General features: G+C 72.8%; 13 protein-coding genes. 6 read left to right on the top strand and 7 right to left on the bottom strand.

The window, feature by feature from the left end:
• The first annotated feature begins 45 nt into the window (after nt 1–45).
• Genes ACF1FZ_RS24250 through ACF1FZ_RS24225 form a run of 6 tightly spaced genes read left to right on the top strand, consistent with a single transcriptional unit; the run spans nt 46 to nt 8,392 of the window.
• On the top strand, nt 46–903 hold the full coding sequence (locus ACF1FZ_RS24250) for a hypothetical protein (protein ID WP_391775495.1): 858 nt from the start codon (nt 46–48) through the stop codon (nt 901–903).
• Nucleotides 900–2,381, top strand: coding sequence for a CocE/NonD family hydrolase (locus tag ACF1FZ_RS24245; protein ID WP_391775494.1), 1,482 nt, complete (start codon nt 900–902; stop codon nt 2,379–2,381). The genes ACF1FZ_RS24250 and ACF1FZ_RS24245 overlap by 4 nt, the downstream gene beginning before the upstream one ends.
• Nucleotides 2,378–3,757 carry a YcaO-like family protein gene (locus ACF1FZ_RS24240; protein ID WP_391775493.1) on the top strand — a complete coding sequence of 460 codons (1,380 nt, stop codon included), beginning with the start codon at nt 2,378–2,380 and terminating at the stop codon, nt 3,755–3,757. Before ACF1FZ_RS24245 ends, ACF1FZ_RS24240 begins: the two co-directional genes overlap by 4 nt.
• Before the next feature lie 8 nt (nt 3,758–3,765).
• On the top strand, nt 3,766–4,902 hold the full coding sequence (locus ACF1FZ_RS24235) for a SagB/ThcOx family dehydrogenase (protein WP_391775492.1): 1,137 nt from the start codon (nt 3,766–3,768) through the stop codon (nt 4,900–4,902).
• The gene (locus tag ACF1FZ_RS24230) at nt 4,899–6,638 is read left to right on the top strand and encodes an ABC transporter ATP-binding protein/permease (RefSeq protein WP_391775491.1); all 1,740 of its coding nucleotides are present in this window, start codon (nt 4,899–4,901) and stop codon (nt 6,636–6,638) included. The genes ACF1FZ_RS24235 and ACF1FZ_RS24230 overlap by 4 nt, the downstream gene beginning before the upstream one ends.
• Complete coding sequence (locus tag ACF1FZ_RS24225; protein WP_391775490.1) at nt 6,635–8,392, top strand: ABC transporter ATP-binding protein; 1,758 nt, start codon at nt 6,635–6,637, stop codon at nt 8,390–8,392. The genes ACF1FZ_RS24230 and ACF1FZ_RS24225 overlap by 4 nt, the downstream gene beginning before the upstream one ends.
• Nucleotides 8,393–8,451: 59 nt before the next feature.
• Here ACF1FZ_RS24225 and ACF1FZ_RS24220 read toward each other — a convergent pair whose 3' ends face one another.
• The 7 genes from ACF1FZ_RS24220 to ACF1FZ_RS24190 all read right to left on the bottom strand — a co-directional run bounded on the left by ACF1FZ_RS24220 (nt 8,452) and on the right by ACF1FZ_RS24190 (nt 15,780).
• Entirely contained in the window at nt 8,452–8,691 is a 240-nt protein-coding gene (locus ACF1FZ_RS24220; protein ID WP_391775489.1) for a hypothetical protein, read from the bottom strand.
• A gap of 236 nt (nt 8,692–8,927) precedes the next feature.
• Nucleotides 8,928–9,608 carry an ATP-binding cassette domain-containing protein gene (locus ACF1FZ_RS24215; RefSeq protein WP_391775488.1) on the bottom strand — a complete coding sequence of 227 codons (681 nt, stop codon included), beginning with the start codon at nt 9,606–9,608 and terminating at the stop codon, nt 8,928–8,930.
• Complete coding sequence (locus ACF1FZ_RS24210; protein ID WP_391775487.1) at nt 9,605–10,564, bottom strand: ABC transporter ATP-binding protein; 960 nt, start codon at nt 10,562–10,564, stop codon at nt 9,605–9,607. Before ACF1FZ_RS24210 ends, ACF1FZ_RS24215 begins: the two co-directional genes overlap by 4 nt.
• The gene (locus ACF1FZ_RS24205; RefSeq protein WP_391775486.1) at nt 10,533–12,299 is read right to left on the bottom strand and encodes an ABC transporter permease subunit; all 1,767 of its coding nucleotides are present in this window, start codon (nt 12,297–12,299) and stop codon (nt 10,533–10,535) included. The genes ACF1FZ_RS24210 and ACF1FZ_RS24205 overlap by 32 nt, the downstream gene beginning before the upstream one ends.
• On the bottom strand, nt 12,296–13,783 hold the full coding sequence (locus tag ACF1FZ_RS24200; protein ID WP_391775485.1) for an ABC transporter substrate-binding protein: 1,488 nt from the start codon (nt 13,781–13,783) through the stop codon (nt 12,296–12,298). The genes ACF1FZ_RS24205 and ACF1FZ_RS24200 overlap by 4 nt, the downstream gene beginning before the upstream one ends.
• 468 nt (nt 13,784–14,251) lie before the next feature.
• Entirely contained in the window at nt 14,252–14,656 is a 405-nt protein-coding gene (locus tag ACF1FZ_RS24195; protein WP_391775484.1) for a hypothetical protein, read from the bottom strand.
• Nucleotides 14,657–14,946: 290 nt separating this feature from the next.
• Entirely contained in the window at nt 14,947–15,780 is an 834-nt protein-coding gene (locus tag ACF1FZ_RS24190; RefSeq protein ID WP_391775483.1) for a PIG-L family deacetylase, read from the bottom strand.
• Nucleotides 15,781–15,881: the final 101 nt, after the last annotated feature.

Raw genomic sequence — 15,881 nt, 5'->3', positions numbered from 1 at the left:
CGGGCCCACGCCCCTTCCCGCGTACCTGTCGTCAGGAGGAACATCGTGTCCCGCAACCAGCTCGCACCCGGTGTCGAGGTCGTCGCCGTGCCAGGGCGGAATCTCGCAGTGCGCACCGCTGACGGGGAGTTCCTCAGCGTCCGGACACGGGACGAGGACCAGGACACCCTGCTCTCCCTGCTCTCCGGTGCCGGCGCGGTCCCGGAAGGCGACGAACTCGTGCGCGTCGTACGAGCCTTCGCGGAGGCTGGGTATCTGGTGGAGGAACCCGAACGTCCGAAGTGGCCCGCTGCCCGTCGGCACGTACGGCTGCTGGGCGCCGCGGCCCTGACCGAACCGCTCGCCGCGCACCTCGCCTCACTGGGCGCCGAGCCGCGGACGACGACCACCGCCGTGACCGCCGACGACGTATCGCCGCCAGGTATCGAGGGCCTCCTCGAAGGAAATCCCGCCGCCGTCGTGTGGTGTCTCGACGGGCCCGTCCCCGACGGGCTGTGGGACGCCGCCGACCGGCTGCCGGAGCACGGGGTGGCCTGGCTGCGCTGCCACCATGAGGGCTGGCAGGCGTACGTCGAGCCCCTCGCTTCCACTCCCGAAGACGTCACGGCGGCTCACGTCCGTGCCCGCCGGCTCGCCGCCACCCCCGCCCACCGCGAGCTGTCCGCATACTGGAGCGGGCCCCGGGCCTCCGGCGTGCCCGTCCGGCTCACCGTCCCCGCCGCCGCGCTGCTCGCGGCCCTGCTCGCCGACGACCTCAGCCGGTGGGCCACCGGCGCCCCCGACACGGCCGGTTTCCCGGCACGGCGCAGGATCCGGCAGGTGGACCTGCGCACGCTGACCGTCACCGAGCACCCGGTCCTGCCGGTACCCGATGTCGCGCGCATGCCGAAGAAGGACAGATGACGGTCCTCCGTCCGACCGTCGAAGGCCTCGCCACGGATGTGTGTCTGCCCGGCGGCGCCGGCCCCTTTCCCGCCGTCCTCATCCGTACTCCTTACGACCGTGCCCGGCACCTGGCCGAGGCGCGGGGCTGGGCACGCAGAGGGTTCGCCGCCGTCGTCCAGGACGTGCGGGGCCGATTCGCGTCGCCGGGGAAGTGGTGCCCGTACCAGAACGAGGCAGCCGACGGGGCGGCGGCAGCCCGATGGATCCGTCGACAGCCCTGGAGCGACGGGCGGTATGTCGCCGTCGGCGCCTCCTACGCCGCCTACTGCGCTCTCTCCCTCGCCCTCGAAGCACACGGGGAAGACCGGCCGAGCGCTGTCATCGCCGCCGTGCCCGCCCTCGGTGCCACGGAGACTGCGCGTGAACCCTCCGGTACGGAGAAGCTGCTGGCCCGCGCCGGGTGGTGGGCTGCCCACGGAGACCGGCGGGACTCCGACGAACGCGCGCTGGAGAGGGCCCTGGCGGCGGATCCCGGTCTGCTGCACCACCTGCCGCTCACCGGCCTCCCCGAGCGGCTGGGCCGGAACCTGCCTTCCTGGGCGGGTCTGTGGCGGCGTGACGATCGCGGCCGTCTCACCTCCCGGGCCGCCCACGCCGGCATCCCGCTGCTCGCGGTCGGAGGCCACCACGACCACTTCACCGAGGACACCGTCGCCCTGTGGCGCGCCTGGGCCGGGCCCTCGGCCCGCTTGCTGCTGGGCCCGTGGGGACACGGTCTCGTCACCGCGCCCGGACCTGACGCAGGTCCCGCGCACCGCGTGAGCCTCGGCGAACTGTACGCGCGTTGGGTACTCCGTGCCCTGGGCGGCGACCTCACTCCCGGGCACCATGGCGCGGTGGCGCTGGGCGGCGGTGACCTCTGGCTGCCCGCCGGCACCGAGGGCGCGCCGGCCGCACAGCGGCTGCGGCTGCTCCATGGCTCCGTCTTCACCGCCGACCCCGACCGCCCCGTCCGTTCCGACGACCTCACCGTGCCCGAGGGGGACCCCCCCGACCGTTGTGTGCTGGTCACCCGGCCGCTGCCGCGCCCGCTCGACGCCGTCGGGCCCGTGCGTGTACGCCTGCGGGCCACCGCCGACACCCCGTCCGCCGACTGGGCCGCCCGCCTCGTCGCCCTCGCACCGGAAGGAACCGCCGAGCCCCTTGCCGTCGGCATTCTCCGGCGCGAGGAAAGAGCGGCCGGCAGCGGGGAGTTCACCATCGGGCTCGGGCGTCTCGCCCGCCGGCTGACGGCCGGCACGCGGCTGCGGCTCGAGATCGCCGGACACCATTTCCCGGCCCACGCGCGCAACCCCCACACCGGGGGCGACCCGATGACCGCTGACCGGCTGCTCGCCTCCCGGCGAGCAGTCGACCCGCCGAGTGTCTCGCTGAGTCTGCACGTCCTTCCCTCCCCTCCCTCGTCCGTCGATCCCACCAAGGAGATCCTGCGATGACGGCGCTGCCGCTGGAAGCTCTCGTCGACCCCGTCTGCGGCATCGTCCGCAAGGTCAAGCCCGTCGAGCACCCCGCGGGTGCCCCGCCCCGCTACACGGCACTCACGGCCGAGATAGCCGACGCCCGGAAACTGGGCTTGTGGCCCGCTGACCGGGTGTCCCTGGGGACCACCTTCCAAGACCCCGAGCAAGCGAGAATCGCTGCGATAGCCGAAGGGATCGAACGGTACTGCGGTAACCGCGTGCCGCCGCCCGGTCACCCCGATGCCCCTCTGCGCGCCACCGCCGCCGAGCTGGCTCAGAGGGGCCTGCGGCTCTACGGTCCCGATGAGCTGCCCGTGTACGCGCCGTGGCAGTACACGAGGGCCAAGTTCCCCTACCGCCGACTCGCCGAGGACACTCCTTCCCTGTGGACCCGCGGCACCGAGCGGTTGCCGGACGGACGGACCACGGAGGTCTGGGCGCCCGTCGCCCTCACCCACCTCAACTGGCGCCAAGGCGACCTGCGGGAGCTGCCGCGTACCCACCACCTCAACTACGCGGGCATAGCCACCGGGCAGGGATTCGACGATGCTGTCGAACGCGGGCTGTTGGAGGTCGTCGAACGCGACGCCCTGGAACTGTGGTGGCACCTCGACGGACCGGCCCGCGGCATCGACGCGGCCAGCGTGCCCGGCCTCATGGACGACCTGGCCGGATCCGCGCTGGACGTCCATCTGGTCGAGATGGAGTCGGAGTTCGCCCCGTGCGTCGCCGCGCTCGTCCACGACCCGGCTCTCGGTCTGTACGCAGCCGGGTTCGCCTGCAAGTACGACCCCGCCGAAGCCGCCCGCAAGGCGGTACTGGAAGCGGTCCATACCTGGGTCTTCACACAGGGCCTGACCGACTCCGACGGCTGGGTCTTCCAAGCCGTCGAGGCCGGCTTGCTCGCCCGTGGGCTCTACCTGGAGCACCGCGCCGACGGACGCTACCTCGACGCGTGCGGTGAGCAGTTCGAACACGTACGGGACCTGGGAGCCCACGTCCAGGTCTGGCTGGACGAACGGATGACGGCCGAGACCCGGCGGTTCACCGAACCCGCCCGCCGGACCGTGCCCGTCGACGCGATCGAGCCCGGCAGCCGTGAGCGGCTGGAGAAGGCACTGCACGCGGGCGGTCATCGTGTCATGACCTTCGACCTGACCACCGAGGACGTGGCCGAGACCTCTCTGAGAGTGGCCCGGGTCCTCGTATCCGGGCTCCTCCCCAACGCCCCGGCGGCCTTCGGATACTTCGGCTGCCCGCGGCTCGCCGAAGCAGCCGTGCGACGGGGCTGGCGGACGAACGCCCCGGGCGCACCGGAAGATTTCACGCTGGCGCCTCCGCCCCACATGTGAGGAACCCCGTGCACCACCTCGATCAGAACCGTCCGAAGGGCCTCGCGACCGCTCTCGCCCACGCCCGCTCGCCCAGGCCTCCTTCCCCGGACACACCTGCGGGGCCCGCCGTCCCGGCCTGGCCGGGACGGCCGCAGACGGTCCCCGAGGCGGGCCCCGCGGACCTTGACCTGAGAGCCCTGCTGCGCCTTTCGCTGCGTGCCTCGGACGGCTCCGGCCGGTTGCGGCCCGCACCCTCCGCCGGAGCACTGCACCCGGTGGACACCGAACTCGTCCTGGGCGCGGGATGCCCTCTTCCGCCCGGGCGCTACGGCTACGACCCACTGCGCGACCACGTGCACTTTCTCGGCGGGCGAACCGATACCGCGCCGCCGGGGATCAGGGCCGAACTTTCAGTCACCGCACGTCGCACGATCTCCCACTACGGCCACCGTGCCTGGCCGCTGCTCCTCCTCGACGCCGGGCACGCCGCCGCCGCGCTGTTCCTCGCGGCTCGTGCCCTGGGTATGACCGCACCCGAACTCCACCTGGACGGAGAAGCCGAGCTCCCCCTCGCCTTCCTACGGATCGCCCCGTCCCTCCCTGCCCCCGGGGCCCCCGTGGGTTCTCAGCCGCCGGAGAGGCCCCCGGCTCCCGAGGAGCTGCTGGCCCGTCGCAGCGCACCGCCGCCGCTGCCGGGCAGGCCGGCCCCGGAGGCCTTACGGGCGGTTCTCACCGCTGCCACCCGCGCGGGCGGCAGCGACCTGCGTTGGTGCGTGGCCGTCGGCCCCCCGCGGCCCGGCCTGATGGAGCTGGGCACCGACGGCAGGACCCTGCGACGGTTCGCCGTGGGGGAGGCCCGGCCCACGCTCGCGGTCTGGGCCGCCGGCCAGGCATGGATCGCGGACGCGGGTGCCGTCCTGCTCGCCATCGGTTGTCCTCAGGACGCCGACGAGCCGCACATCCGCCGCGCTCACCTGCGGGCCGGCTTCGCTGTCCATCTGGCCCACGTCACCGCCCGACACCACGGTGTGGCTGCCCGGCCCGTCGGCTCCTGGCAACAGGCGGACCTCGGGGCCGCGCTGGGTGCCACACCCGGCCGGGACTGGGTCGTCCACGCACTGGCCCTCGGCACCCTCCACGCAGACGAGGAGAACACCCCGTGATCGTCCACCCCGAACTGCGCCGTGCCGCCCGCCGCGTACGGCGGCCGCTGCTCACCGCCAGTCTCCTCCAGGGGGCCGTCACCCTCACCCACCTGGCACAGGCCGTGTTGCTCGCCGTCGCGCTGGCAGGCCTCGCCCGCGGCCACACGACACAGCTTCCCTGGCTGCTCCCCACCGTGTTGTTCGTTGTCGCGGTCCGAGCCGGACTCAGCACCTGGCAGCGGCGCACCGCCACCCGCGCCGGAGCGGAGGCGAGGGTGGCTCTGCGGGACGAGCTTCTCGCGCACCTGGGGCGGCTGGGGCCCGCGCATCTGAGCACCGCGCGCGCCGGAGCCGTACGCACCACCCTCGTAGACGGAGTGGAGGGCGTCGACGCCTATGTCTCCCGCTACCTGCCCCAGCTCCTGATCGCCCTGACCGTGCCGCCCCTGGTGCTCGCCGTACTGGCCGTGGTGGAACCGATGGCGCTGCTCGGCCTCGTACCGGCGCTGCTGCTGGCCCTGTTCGGCCCGCGCGCCTGGGACCGGCTCCTGGCCACTCGCGGCAAGGAGCACTGGGACACGTACGAAGGACTGGGCGCCGACTATCTGGAAGCCTTGCAAGGCATGCCCGCTCTCCGCGCCGCCGGCGCGGTCGGCCGTACCCGCGAACGCCTGGAGAAGCGATCGAGGGCGCTCCACAGGGCGACCGTCGCGAAACTGCGCGTCTCCCTGGTCGACACCGGCATCACCGACCTCGCCATCCAGGGCGGCACCGCTGCCGCGGCACTCCTCGGCTGCTGGTCAGCCGTCAGCGGATCCACCACGGCAACCGGCACCTATCTGGTGCTGCTACTGGCTGCCGAGTGCTTCCGGCCGGTCCGCGACCTCGCTCGCGAATGGCACGCCGGTTACCTGGGTGCCTCGGCCGCGGACGGGATCGCGGCCCTGCGCACCGCCGAACCAGCGGTCCGGGACACCGGAACGGCATCCATCCACCGGCCTGCACCTCCGGCGCTCCGCTTCGAAGACGTCAGGTTCACCTACGACGGCGCACCGGAGCCCTCCCTCCACGGCGTCTCCTTCACCGCCCCGGCGGGACGCACCACCGCGATCGTCGGCCCGTCCGGCGCAGGCAAGTCCACACTGCTCGCCCTGCTCCTGCGTCACCACGACCCCGACGAAGGCCGGATCACCCTCGACGGGCGCAGCACCGCCCACTACTCCCTCGAAGCACTCCGGCAGGGCATCGCCGTGGTGTCGCAGGAGACGTACCTCTTCCATGCCACCATCGCCGGCAACCTGCGCCTGGCCCGGCCGGACGCCACGGACGACGAGGTGACGGCGGCGGCGCGCACCGCGGGTATCCACGACGAGATCACAGCCCTGCCCGACGGCTACGCCACCGTCCTCGGCGAACGCGGCGCCACCCTCTCCGGCGGCCAACGACAGCGGCTCGCACTCGCCCGTGCCCTGCTTACGGACGCCCGGGTGCTCGTCCTCGACGAGGCGACGAGTTCGGTCGACGAACGCCGCGAAGCGGACATCGTCCGCGAACTGGCGAACGCCACCCGCGATCGGACCGTCCTCGTGATCGCCCACCGGCTGGCCGCCGTCCAGCACGCCGACCACATCGTCGTCCTCGACGCCGGACGTGTCGAAGCCATCGGTCAACACGCCGGGCTCGCCGGGGCCGGGGGCGTCTACGCACGGCTCGTCGAGGCCGGCCGCACCCACTCCGAGGAACTCGCCGCATGAGCAACGACACGGACACCCCGGCCACCGGCACGAGCGTGCCCGAGCGCGGTGCGCTTCGCGCCCTGCTCCCCGCCCTTGCCGGGCACCGGGTCATGACGGCCCGCACGTGCGCCGCCGCACTCCTCGAACAGGGCTCCCTCGTCGCGCTGCTGACGTCGGCTGCGCACACCGTGGGGACGGCCGTGATCGAGGGCAGGGCACCGTCCTCCGGCATCGTCGGCGTGATCGTGGCCCTGGTCCTCCTGCGGACACTGATGACCTGGCGTGAGATGGACCTCTCGCACGACCTGGCCTACAGGGTTCTCGCCGCACTGCGCGTACGTGTCTTCGACGGACTCGCCCGCAGCGCGCCCGCCCGGGTCGCAGGCCGGCGCAGCGGGGATCTCGCCACCACCGCGATGGCCGACGTGGAGGCGCTGGAGTTCTTCTACGCCCACACCACCGCCCAGCTCCTCGCTTCGGGCACGGTCTTCACCGCCGGTACGGCAGTGCTCGCCACGGTCGAGCCGTGGCTGCTGGCCGCCGTGCTGCCGATCGCGGCTCTGCTCACCCTGGCTCCTTTCGCCGAAGCACGCGGTCGCGCGAAGCGTGGTGCCCGCACGCGGCAGGCCGGCGCCGAACTGTCGGCCGATGCCGTCGAGGCCGTTGACGGACTGCGGGAACTGCTGGCCTTCGGCGCCCTCGACAGCCGACGACGCCGACTGGCGGAACGCGGACGCCGGGTGGGCGACGCCCAACGCCTCGAAGCGACCTGGGAGGCCCTGGCTGCCGCGGTCCGCGACCTTCTCATCGTGGTGGCCGTCCTCGGGGTGGTGGCCGTGGTGGCGCAGTCCGTGACCTCGGGGCGGCTGCACGGAGCGTGGGCGCCCGCAGCGATGGCCCTCGCCCTCGCTGTCCTCGGCCCCGTCGCGGAGTCCGCCCGGTCCCTGAGCCAGGCGGTGTCCCTGCGCGCCGCCGCCTCCCGTGTGGGAGCCGCGGTGAAGGCTCCGGCCCTCGCCCCGCCGCCGGCCTCCCCTCGCCCGCTTCCCCCCGGCCCCCTGGGCGTCCGGTTGCACGGGGTGAGGTTCGACTACGGCGGCGGTCCTGTGCTGGACGGCATCGACCTGACCGTTCCAGCGGGACAGACGCTTGCCCTGGTCGGCGCCTCGGGTGCCGGGAAGTCGACATGCGCCCACCTCCTGGCACGTTTCTGGGACCCGGCTGCGGGCTCGGTAGAGCTGATACCTTCCGAAGGGACCCCGATCGACGTACGCGAGGTGGACGACGCCGAATTCCGGCGGACCGTAGCGCTGGTCGGACAGGAGACACCTCTTTTCCACGGCACGCTCGCCGACAACCTCCGGCTCACCGCTCCCGAGGCCGAAGACGACCTCCTCGCCGAAACGGCCCGTCTGTGCGGAGCCGACCGGATCGCCGCGATGGACACGCTGGTCGCTGAGCGCGGAGCCACCCTCTCCGGAGGCCAGCGAGCCCGCATCGCCCTCGCCCGCGCGCTCCTGACGCAGCCGAGAGTCCTGATCCTGGACGAGTCCACCGCCCACCTGGACAACGAGAGCGACGCCCGACTCGCCACGGCACTGCACCAGGAGGGGCGCACGACCGTTGTCATCGCCCATCGCCGTGCCACCATCCGCCGGTGCGACCGCATAGCGGTCATCGACGCCGGGCGCGTCACCGAGGAAGGCACTTGGGAGGAGCTGACCGGTCGCCCCGGCAGCGCACTCAACCGCAGCCTCGTTCACCTCCTGGCTTGACCACCCGGGACAGGCGACGGCCGTCCCGAGGCAGTGCCCCCGGTCCCTGAGAGCCTGTCTCAGGGACCCCCGGCCCTTGAGAGCCTGTCGCAGGGCCGACAAGAACGGCAAAGGCCGGCGCGAATGAGCAGTCCCGAAGAGCTGATGCTCCTGGTGACGGTGACGGTGACGGTGACGGTGACGGTGACGGTGACGGTGACGGTGACGGTGACGGTGACGGTGACGGTGACGGTGACGGTGACGGTGACGGTGCAGCAGGCAGGCAGGGGGACGCCGCCCTCGGCCCCCGCTGTGGGCACGGCTGACGTCCCTGCCCGGGAGACCGGTGACGCCGGTGCCCGAAGACGGGGCAGGCGTGTGCACCCTCCTCCGCGGACAGCGAGATCACGGCGTTTCCGGCCTGTACGGACGCGCCGGGGAGACCGGCGCTGTGTACGTGCGGGCGCGCCACTTCTCCATGGTCCGGGTGAGCTTCGAGGAGCTCGGAATGATCTCCTCGAAGCTCACGGCTGCCCGCTCAGCCTCGGCGCGGTCCTCAAGCGGGGACGATCCGCCCGTCCCGCATCTCGATCACCCGGTCCGCGAAGTGCCGTACGACCGCGCGGTCGTGGCAGATGAACAGGTAACCGAGGCCCAGCTCGTCCTGGAGATCGGCGAGCAGGTTCAGCACGCCGGCCCGCACGGACGCGTCGAGTGCCGACACCGGTTCGTCGAGGACGAGCAGCCGCGGTCCGGAGGCGAGGGCGCGGGCGATTCCGGCCCGCTGGCACTGGCCGCCGGAGAGCTCATGCGGACGGCGGTCCCCGCACGACGGGTCGAGGCCGACCCGGTCGAGCAGTTCGGCCACGCGGGCGGGTCCGCCGGCCGGGTCCCACCTGCCGTGCACCTTCAGCGGCTCCGCCACCGCGTCGTGGACGCGGTGGCGGGGGCTGAGCGACCCGTAAGGGTCCTGGAAGACCGGCTGCATGCGCGGGCGCAGCGGGCGCAGTTCGCGTTCGGTCAGGGACGTCAGCTCCCGCCCCTCGAAGTGCACCCTCCCGGCGTCGGGCCGGCGCAGCTGGAGTACGGCGAGGGCCGTGGAGGACTTGCCGCACCCGGAAGGTCCGTTGAGAGCAAGGGTCTCACCGGCGTCCAGTGCGAACGAGACGTGGTCCACGGCGGTCACCGGGCCGTAGCGGACGACAAGGCCGTGGACGTCCAGCAGGGGGTGGTTCACACGAACTCCCGGAGAGGGTCGGGCACGTCGGCGGCGTGATGGCAGGCGACCAGGCGGCCGCCCACGGTCTGCGGTTCGGGTTCGCGGTCGCGGCAGGAGACCGTCGCCAGTGGGCAGCGCGGCGCGAAGGCGCATCCCGGCCCGAGGGCGTCCGGGGCGGGCGGGGCGCCGCCGAGCACCGGCAGCCGGCGGCGTCTGAGGCCTTCCTGCGGGAGCGAGGCCAGCAGGCCCGCCGTGTACGGGGCGCGCGGGCGGTCCAGGACCTGCCGGACCGTGCCCAGTTCGGCCGCCCGCCCCGCGTACATCACCAGCACGCGGTCCGCGTGGTCCCGTACGACGCCCAGGTCGTGGGTGACGAGGACCAGCGCGGCGCCGACCGCTTCCCGCTGCTCGGCGAGTACCCGCAGAACCTGCTCACGGCGCTCCTCGTCCAGCGCGGTGGTCGGCTCGTCCGCCACGACGACGTCGGGCTCGTTGACCGTCGCCATGGCGATCACCGCGCGTTGTCGCATGCCGCCCGAGTATTCATGGGGGTAGGCCCGTGCCCGGCGCGCGGCGTCGGCGATACCGACCCGGTCCAGTGCCGCCACGGCCCGGGCGCGCGCGTCCCTGCGGGACAGGCCCCGCACCGACCGTACGGCAGCGGCGAGCTGATCGCCGACGGGGTGGACGGGGGACAGTGCGGACAGGGCGTCCTGAGGGACGAGGGTGATCCGGCGTCCGCGTTCGGCGACGAGATCCCCGGAGTCCCGCAACCGCACGCTGCCGCCGGCGGTCGCGCCGCGCGGCACCATGCCCAGCAGCGCCCGGGCGGTGAGGGACTTGCCCGCGCCGGATTCCCCGACGAGGGCGAAAACCTCGCGCGGGCGGACGTCGAAGGTCAGCCCGCGCACCGCCTCGACGGCGCCGAACGCGATCCGCAGGTCACGGACCGACAGCAGTGCTTCGGACTGCATGGGCGGTCTCCTTCCGTACAGTGCGGCCGGCCGTGTGCCTGCCTCCCCGGCCCTGCGCGTATGCCGCGCCCGACACGGCCAGTCCCGCCAGCAGGGCCAGTGCGGCGGCCGGGGAGAGGGCTGCCCAGGGTGCGCGTTCCACGTACGCGCGGGATTCGTCGAGGAGCAGACCCCACTCGGGAGCGGGCGGCTGGGCGCCGAGGCCGAGGAATCCCAGGGACGCCAGGGCGAGGGCGATGCCGGGCAGCCGCAGCAGGGCGTGGCGGGCGACCGGGGCTGCGACGGACGGCAGGACGTGCCGGGTGAGGATCCACAGCGGTGGTGCGCCTATGGCGCGTTGGGCGGTAAGGAACGCGGACGCCCGCACCTCCTGCACCAGCGCCGCCGCGTGGGCGGCCAGGGGCGGCCAGGAGATCAGCGCGACCGCGAGGGCCGCTCCGCCGGTGCCGGGGCCGGCCACCGCCGCGACCAGGATGCCGACGATCACCGGCGGCAGGGCGTTGGCGATGTCGGCGGCGCCCGCGGCGATGCCGGGGAGGAAGCCGAGGACCAGTGCGACCACCAGGCTCAGCAGGCACACGGCAACCGCCGTACCGACCGTCGAGGCGGCCCCGTGGCCGAGCCGGGCCAGCACGTCACGGCCCAGTCCGTCGGTGCCCATCGGGTTCGCCCAGGAGGGCGGGGCCAGCCGCGCTGTGGTTTCGACCGCGTACGGGTCGCGCAGCAGACCCCAGACGACCGCGACCAGCAGCAGGGCGCCGAGGGCGGCCGGGACCGCAGGGTGTACCCGGACAGGGCGGGCCGGCGGCAGCGACAGCCCGGCGTCGAGCAGGGCCGGGCCCAGCAGCCGGCGTCGTACGAGGGCGGCCAGCGCGCCGATGGCCAGGCCCAGGGTGAGCAGGGCGAAGACGGCTCCCTGGAGCAGCGGCAGGTCCTGGGACTTGGCCGCGCCCAGCGCGGTGCGTCCGATGCCCGGCACCGCGAAGACGGTCTCCACCGCGACCGCGCCACCTGTCAGACCGACGGCGACCATACCGAACTGCGGTACGAGTGGCGGCAGTACGCGACGCAGAGCCGCAGCCGAGACCCGGGTGCGGCTCACCCCGGCTCCCCGCCACAGCTCCACCCATCGTTCGTCCAGTACGGCGGGCAGCGCGTCCGCGACGAGCCGCCCGAGCAGGCCGCCCGCGGGGACGCCGAGCGCGAGTGCGGGCAGGATCACGTATTCGGGCCCCTGCCAGCCGGACGTCGGCAGCCACCCCAGCCACACTCCGCACACCAGCAGCGCCACGGTGGCCAGGAGGAACTCGGGCACGGCGGCGGCCATGGCGGCGAATGCCCCGGCTGATCCCCGGTTACGCACGAGAACGGGTGCCACCAGGGCCACAGCCAGCACCATCGCCACCGCCAGCGCGGCGGTCATCAGGCCCAGTGATACCTGGAGCCCGGAGATGACGGACGGCAGGACGTCCGTCCCCGACACCCAGGAAGTGCCGAAGTCGCCGTGCGGGAGCCCGGTGGCCCAGTCACCGAGCAGAGAGAGCGGTCCTGCGTCCAGGCCGAGGTCCTGGCGGATCGCGGACAGGGCCTCCTCGGTCGGTTCCTGTTCGGCGGACCGGGCGCGTAGCACGGTCAGAGCCGGGTCCCGGCCGGAGAGCCAGGGCAGCAGGCCGACAGCAGCCAGTGCGGCGGTGAGGGAGAAGGCGCGGGTCACCCCCGCTGTGGTCGGCCTCACTTGACGTGGGTGTCCAGCGTGATCAGTTCGCGCTCGCGCGGGTCGTGGGCCGCGCCGGCCACGTCGGCGGCGTCGCCCTGGATCACACGCTCGTGAAGCATCGGCACCGCCGCGTCGGTGGCGAGTACGGCTGCCTCGGCTTCGACGACGGCTCGGCGGCGGGTGTCACCGGTCGGTGTGGCGCCCGCCTTGTCGAGGGCCTTGTCCACGGCCGGGTCGGCGAGCTGGGGGATGTTGAACGAACCGTCGGAGGCGAAGTCGCTGTAGAGGTATGCGGCCGGGTCACCGGAATCGAGGACGGTGGCCCGGGAGAGGATGAACGCGTCGAACGCGCCCGCGAGGGCGTCGGACTCGATGTTGGCGTACTCGCGGACCTCCAGCTTCACCTCGAACCCCGCCTTCTCCAGCTGCTGTTGCAGCGTGGCGGCCACTTCGGGCAGCTCGGCCCGGTCGGTGAACGTGCCGATGGTGATGCTCTCGCCCGACGGTTCGCCCGGCGTCGCACGGCGCGCCGGCTCGCGCAGGTCGGCCGCCCACGGCAGGGCGGGCCCGAGCAGCCCTTCGGCCACATCGGCTCTCCCCTCGTACACGCCCTTCACGATCGACTCGGCGTCGACCGCCTCCCGGGCCGCGGCGCGCAGCGCCGGGTCCTTGAAGGCGCCCTTCTCCGTGTTGAGGTACAGCGTGTTCGTGCGCGGCATCGGGACCTCGGTGATCAGGTCCTCGTCCAGCAGTGCGGCCTGCGAGACGGGCACCGCCTCGACGATGTCGGCCTCGCCGCTCCGCAGAGCGGCCGCGCGGGCGGTGCCGTCGGGCACGAACGTCACGTCGATGCCGGGAGCCTTGGCCGTACCGCCCCAGTAGTCGTCGTAGCGGTCAAGGGTGGCGGAAGAGGTGCCGTTGACCTCGGTCAGCTCGAAGGGGCCTGTGCCGGCACCGACGGGATCCACCGTTCTCCCCTCGTACGCCTTCGCCGCGAGGACCGACAGCTGAGGGGAACTGAGCCGCTGCGGGACCAGGGGGTCCTCCTCGGCGGTGGTGACGACCACGGTGCCGGGGGCCCCCTTTCTCGCAGTCAGGTCGACGCCGTCGAGGATGCGCGGCTTGGGAGAGGCACCAGCGGCCGTGGTGAGGGAACGGACGACGGCCTCAGCGGTCAGCCCGGTGCCGTCGTGGAACGTGACGTCCTCGCGCAGGGTGAAGGTCCAGCTCCGGCCGGCCTGTTTCCACCCGGTGGCCAGCGAGGGCTCGGCGTCGCCGTCCGGGTTCAGCTTCACGAGCGTCTCCGCCGTGGACCAGCGGGACAGCTTGAAGGCGTCGTCGGAGAGAGGGGAGAGGCCCGAGCGCGGCGGCTGCATCATCGCGACGCGGAGGCGCTCGCCCTCGCCGCTGCCGGTGGCTTCCTTCGGTGCGAAGCAGCCGGTGAGCAGGGCGGAGGCGACGAGGACCGCGGGGAGGAACAGGGGACGGGGCGGGACGCGCACGAGGTCACTCCGGGTAAAGGGCAGGTCAAGGGACGGGCGTGCGACGACCGTAGCATGATGATAATCGTTTTCAGGAATGAGGTCCGGGCCGGACGGAGAAGGGGGCGAACGAAGAGGGGCCCGCCCCTGACCTCCACCACCGCGGCCGCACTCCTCGGAGCGTGACCGGCAGGAACCGTGCCGTTCCCGGTCTGAGGGGGTCTGCGCGGGGCGTGATGGCCGTGTGGCACCGGGTGGTACGGCGAAGCCCCGCCGGACACCCTTCTGACGCGGCCTTCGCGCGGAGCCCGGAGACGGCGAAGCCGCACCGGGGCGCTCCGGTACGGCCGGGCGCTTCATGCGGTCCGCTTCGGTGCGAGCGGGCCGGTCTGTGATCACTCTGCGCGGGCGGGCCGGAGGGCGGCGCAGGCGGCGCCGTCACCCGGAACTGCTCCGGCCGTGGGCCGCGACTCGCCGGACCCGCCGATCTCATGGCCCGGCTGCCACCGCGGCTTCCCGCCTCCTGCGGCAACTCGGCGGCAAGGAGCAGCTCGGCACGTCCTTCACGCCGGGTTCGGGCGACATCGTCGTCAGAGAGCCGCGCTCCCATGACGTCGGGCAGATCACGCCGCGGTTGTGGTCGACGATGCTCCTGGTGCTCGCCGGCGGATCCGGCACCAGGACAACGCCGGCCGGGAAGGCCAACGGATTGCTGCCTCGCAGCCCGTGGTGTCCGGGCCATTTGTTCTGGATCAGCCGAGCGTGTGCGGCAGCCGCAGGGAATTTGCTGGCACTCATGACGTATGCCGGCTTGTGCGAGCTGAAGACGCAACCCGGAGTGGTCTTCACCTCGCGGTCACACCGGACGTCGGGCTCCGTCTTCTCGGCCGACATCGGCTTGCTGGTCTGACCGTTCGCCGTTCCCCTGACCGCCAGGCAGGGGCTGGTCGTTCCGTCGGCAGTGGTGGTGTTGTTCCGCTTGATCTTCTGAGAGCACAGGCGCGGGACTCCTGGACATGCGGGCCGGCCCCGTGGTCCGGGCCCTCGGCGTCGCCGTCGACGAGGGCCCGGACCACGGGGTGCCGGAGCGGAACTCGCGTGGACAAGTCTTCAGGTGTGTGCCCCGCCCGATCGCGTTGTGCGGCTGATGGACCCCCGGCCTCGGCCCCGGCCGGACGGACGGATCAGCGCAGGCCGGCGAAGAGGTCGTTCTCGGGTACGGCCGCGCCGGTGGCGTCCTTGACACGTACGAAGGTCTCCACGCCCATCAACTCGCCGAACCTCTCTTCGCCCATCTTGAGGAAGAAGATGTTCTCGCCCTGACTGGCGTGCGCGGCCAGCGCATCGAACTTCTGACCACTGAATGCGGTGGTGTCCACCCACGTGGTGATCTCGTCGTCGGGGAGGCCGATCTCCGCCATCGCGGCGGTTTCGGCAGGGTCAGGCTCCGGCATGTCCTCCTGGAACTCGCGCAAGGCCTCCTCGAACCGCTGCATCGTCGAGCGGGGCATCGTCGTCCAGTACACCTTCGGTGTCAGCGCGGTCATCTCCAGTGCCGCCATCGTGATGCGGTGGGCCTGGATGTGGTCGGGGTGGCCGTAGAAGCCGTTCTCGTCGTAGGTGACGACCACATCGGGTCGGTAGTGACGCATGAGTTCCGCGAGCCGGCCGGCGCCTTCCTCCACGGGGGTGCGCCAGAAGGATCCGGGGGCGTCGTTGCTCGGCCAGCCCATCATCCCGGAGTCGGCGTAGTCCAGCATCTCCAGATCGCTGACCTTCAGGACCTCGCAGCTCGCCTCGAGTTCTTGACGGCGTACCGAGGCGACGGCCGCCGGATCGTGCCCGGGATCACCCGGCTTGGCACCCCCCGTTCCGTCACCGCAACCGCCGTCGGTACACGTGACGAGGACCGTGCGGATGCCTTCCGCCGCATACCGCGCGAGGATCCCTCCGGTGCTGGTGGCCTCGTCATCGGGATGGGCGTGTACTGCCATGAGCGTCAAGGGCCGGTCAGTCATGGGGCAGTCCTTAAGAATGTTGGGCGGTCCGGGAGGACCGGGTGTGGCTGATGGGGTGTTTGCCGTTGATGGCTCCAGGAGAATGGCCGCCCGGTCCTCCG

The sequence above is a fragment of the Streptomyces sp. NPDC014623 genome (assembly GCF_043088245.1).
In the GTDB taxonomy this organism is placed as follows: domain Bacteria; phylum Actinomycetota; class Actinomycetes; order Streptomycetales; family Streptomycetaceae; genus Streptomyces.
The sequence above is the reverse complement of the archived record's forward strand: the minus strand, read 5'-3'. Positions and strand labels throughout refer to the sequence as shown.

Coding starts and splice junctions, on each gene's coding strand:
- ACF1FZ_RS24210 (WP_391775487.1), bottom strand. CDS start 10,564: ATGCAGTCCGAAGCACTGCTGTCGGTCCGTGACCTGCGGATCGCGTTC.
- ACF1FZ_RS24190 (WP_391775483.1), bottom strand. CDS start 15,780: ATGACTGACCGGCCCTTGACGCTCATGGCAGTACACGCCCATCCCGAT.
- ACF1FZ_RS24245 (WP_391775494.1), top strand. CDS start 900: ATGACGGTCCTCCGTCCGACCGTCGAAGGCCTCGCCACGGATGTGTGT.
- ACF1FZ_RS24195 (WP_391775484.1), bottom strand. CDS start 14,656: ATGTCGGCCGAGAAGACGGAGCCCGACGTCCGGTGTGACCGCGAGGTG.
- ACF1FZ_RS24225 (WP_391775490.1), top strand. CDS start 6,635: ATGAGCAACGACACGGACACCCCGGCCACCGGCACGAGCGTGCCCGAG.
- ACF1FZ_RS24240 (WP_391775493.1), top strand. CDS start 2,378: ATGACGGCGCTGCCGCTGGAAGCTCTCGTCGACCCCGTCTGCGGCATC.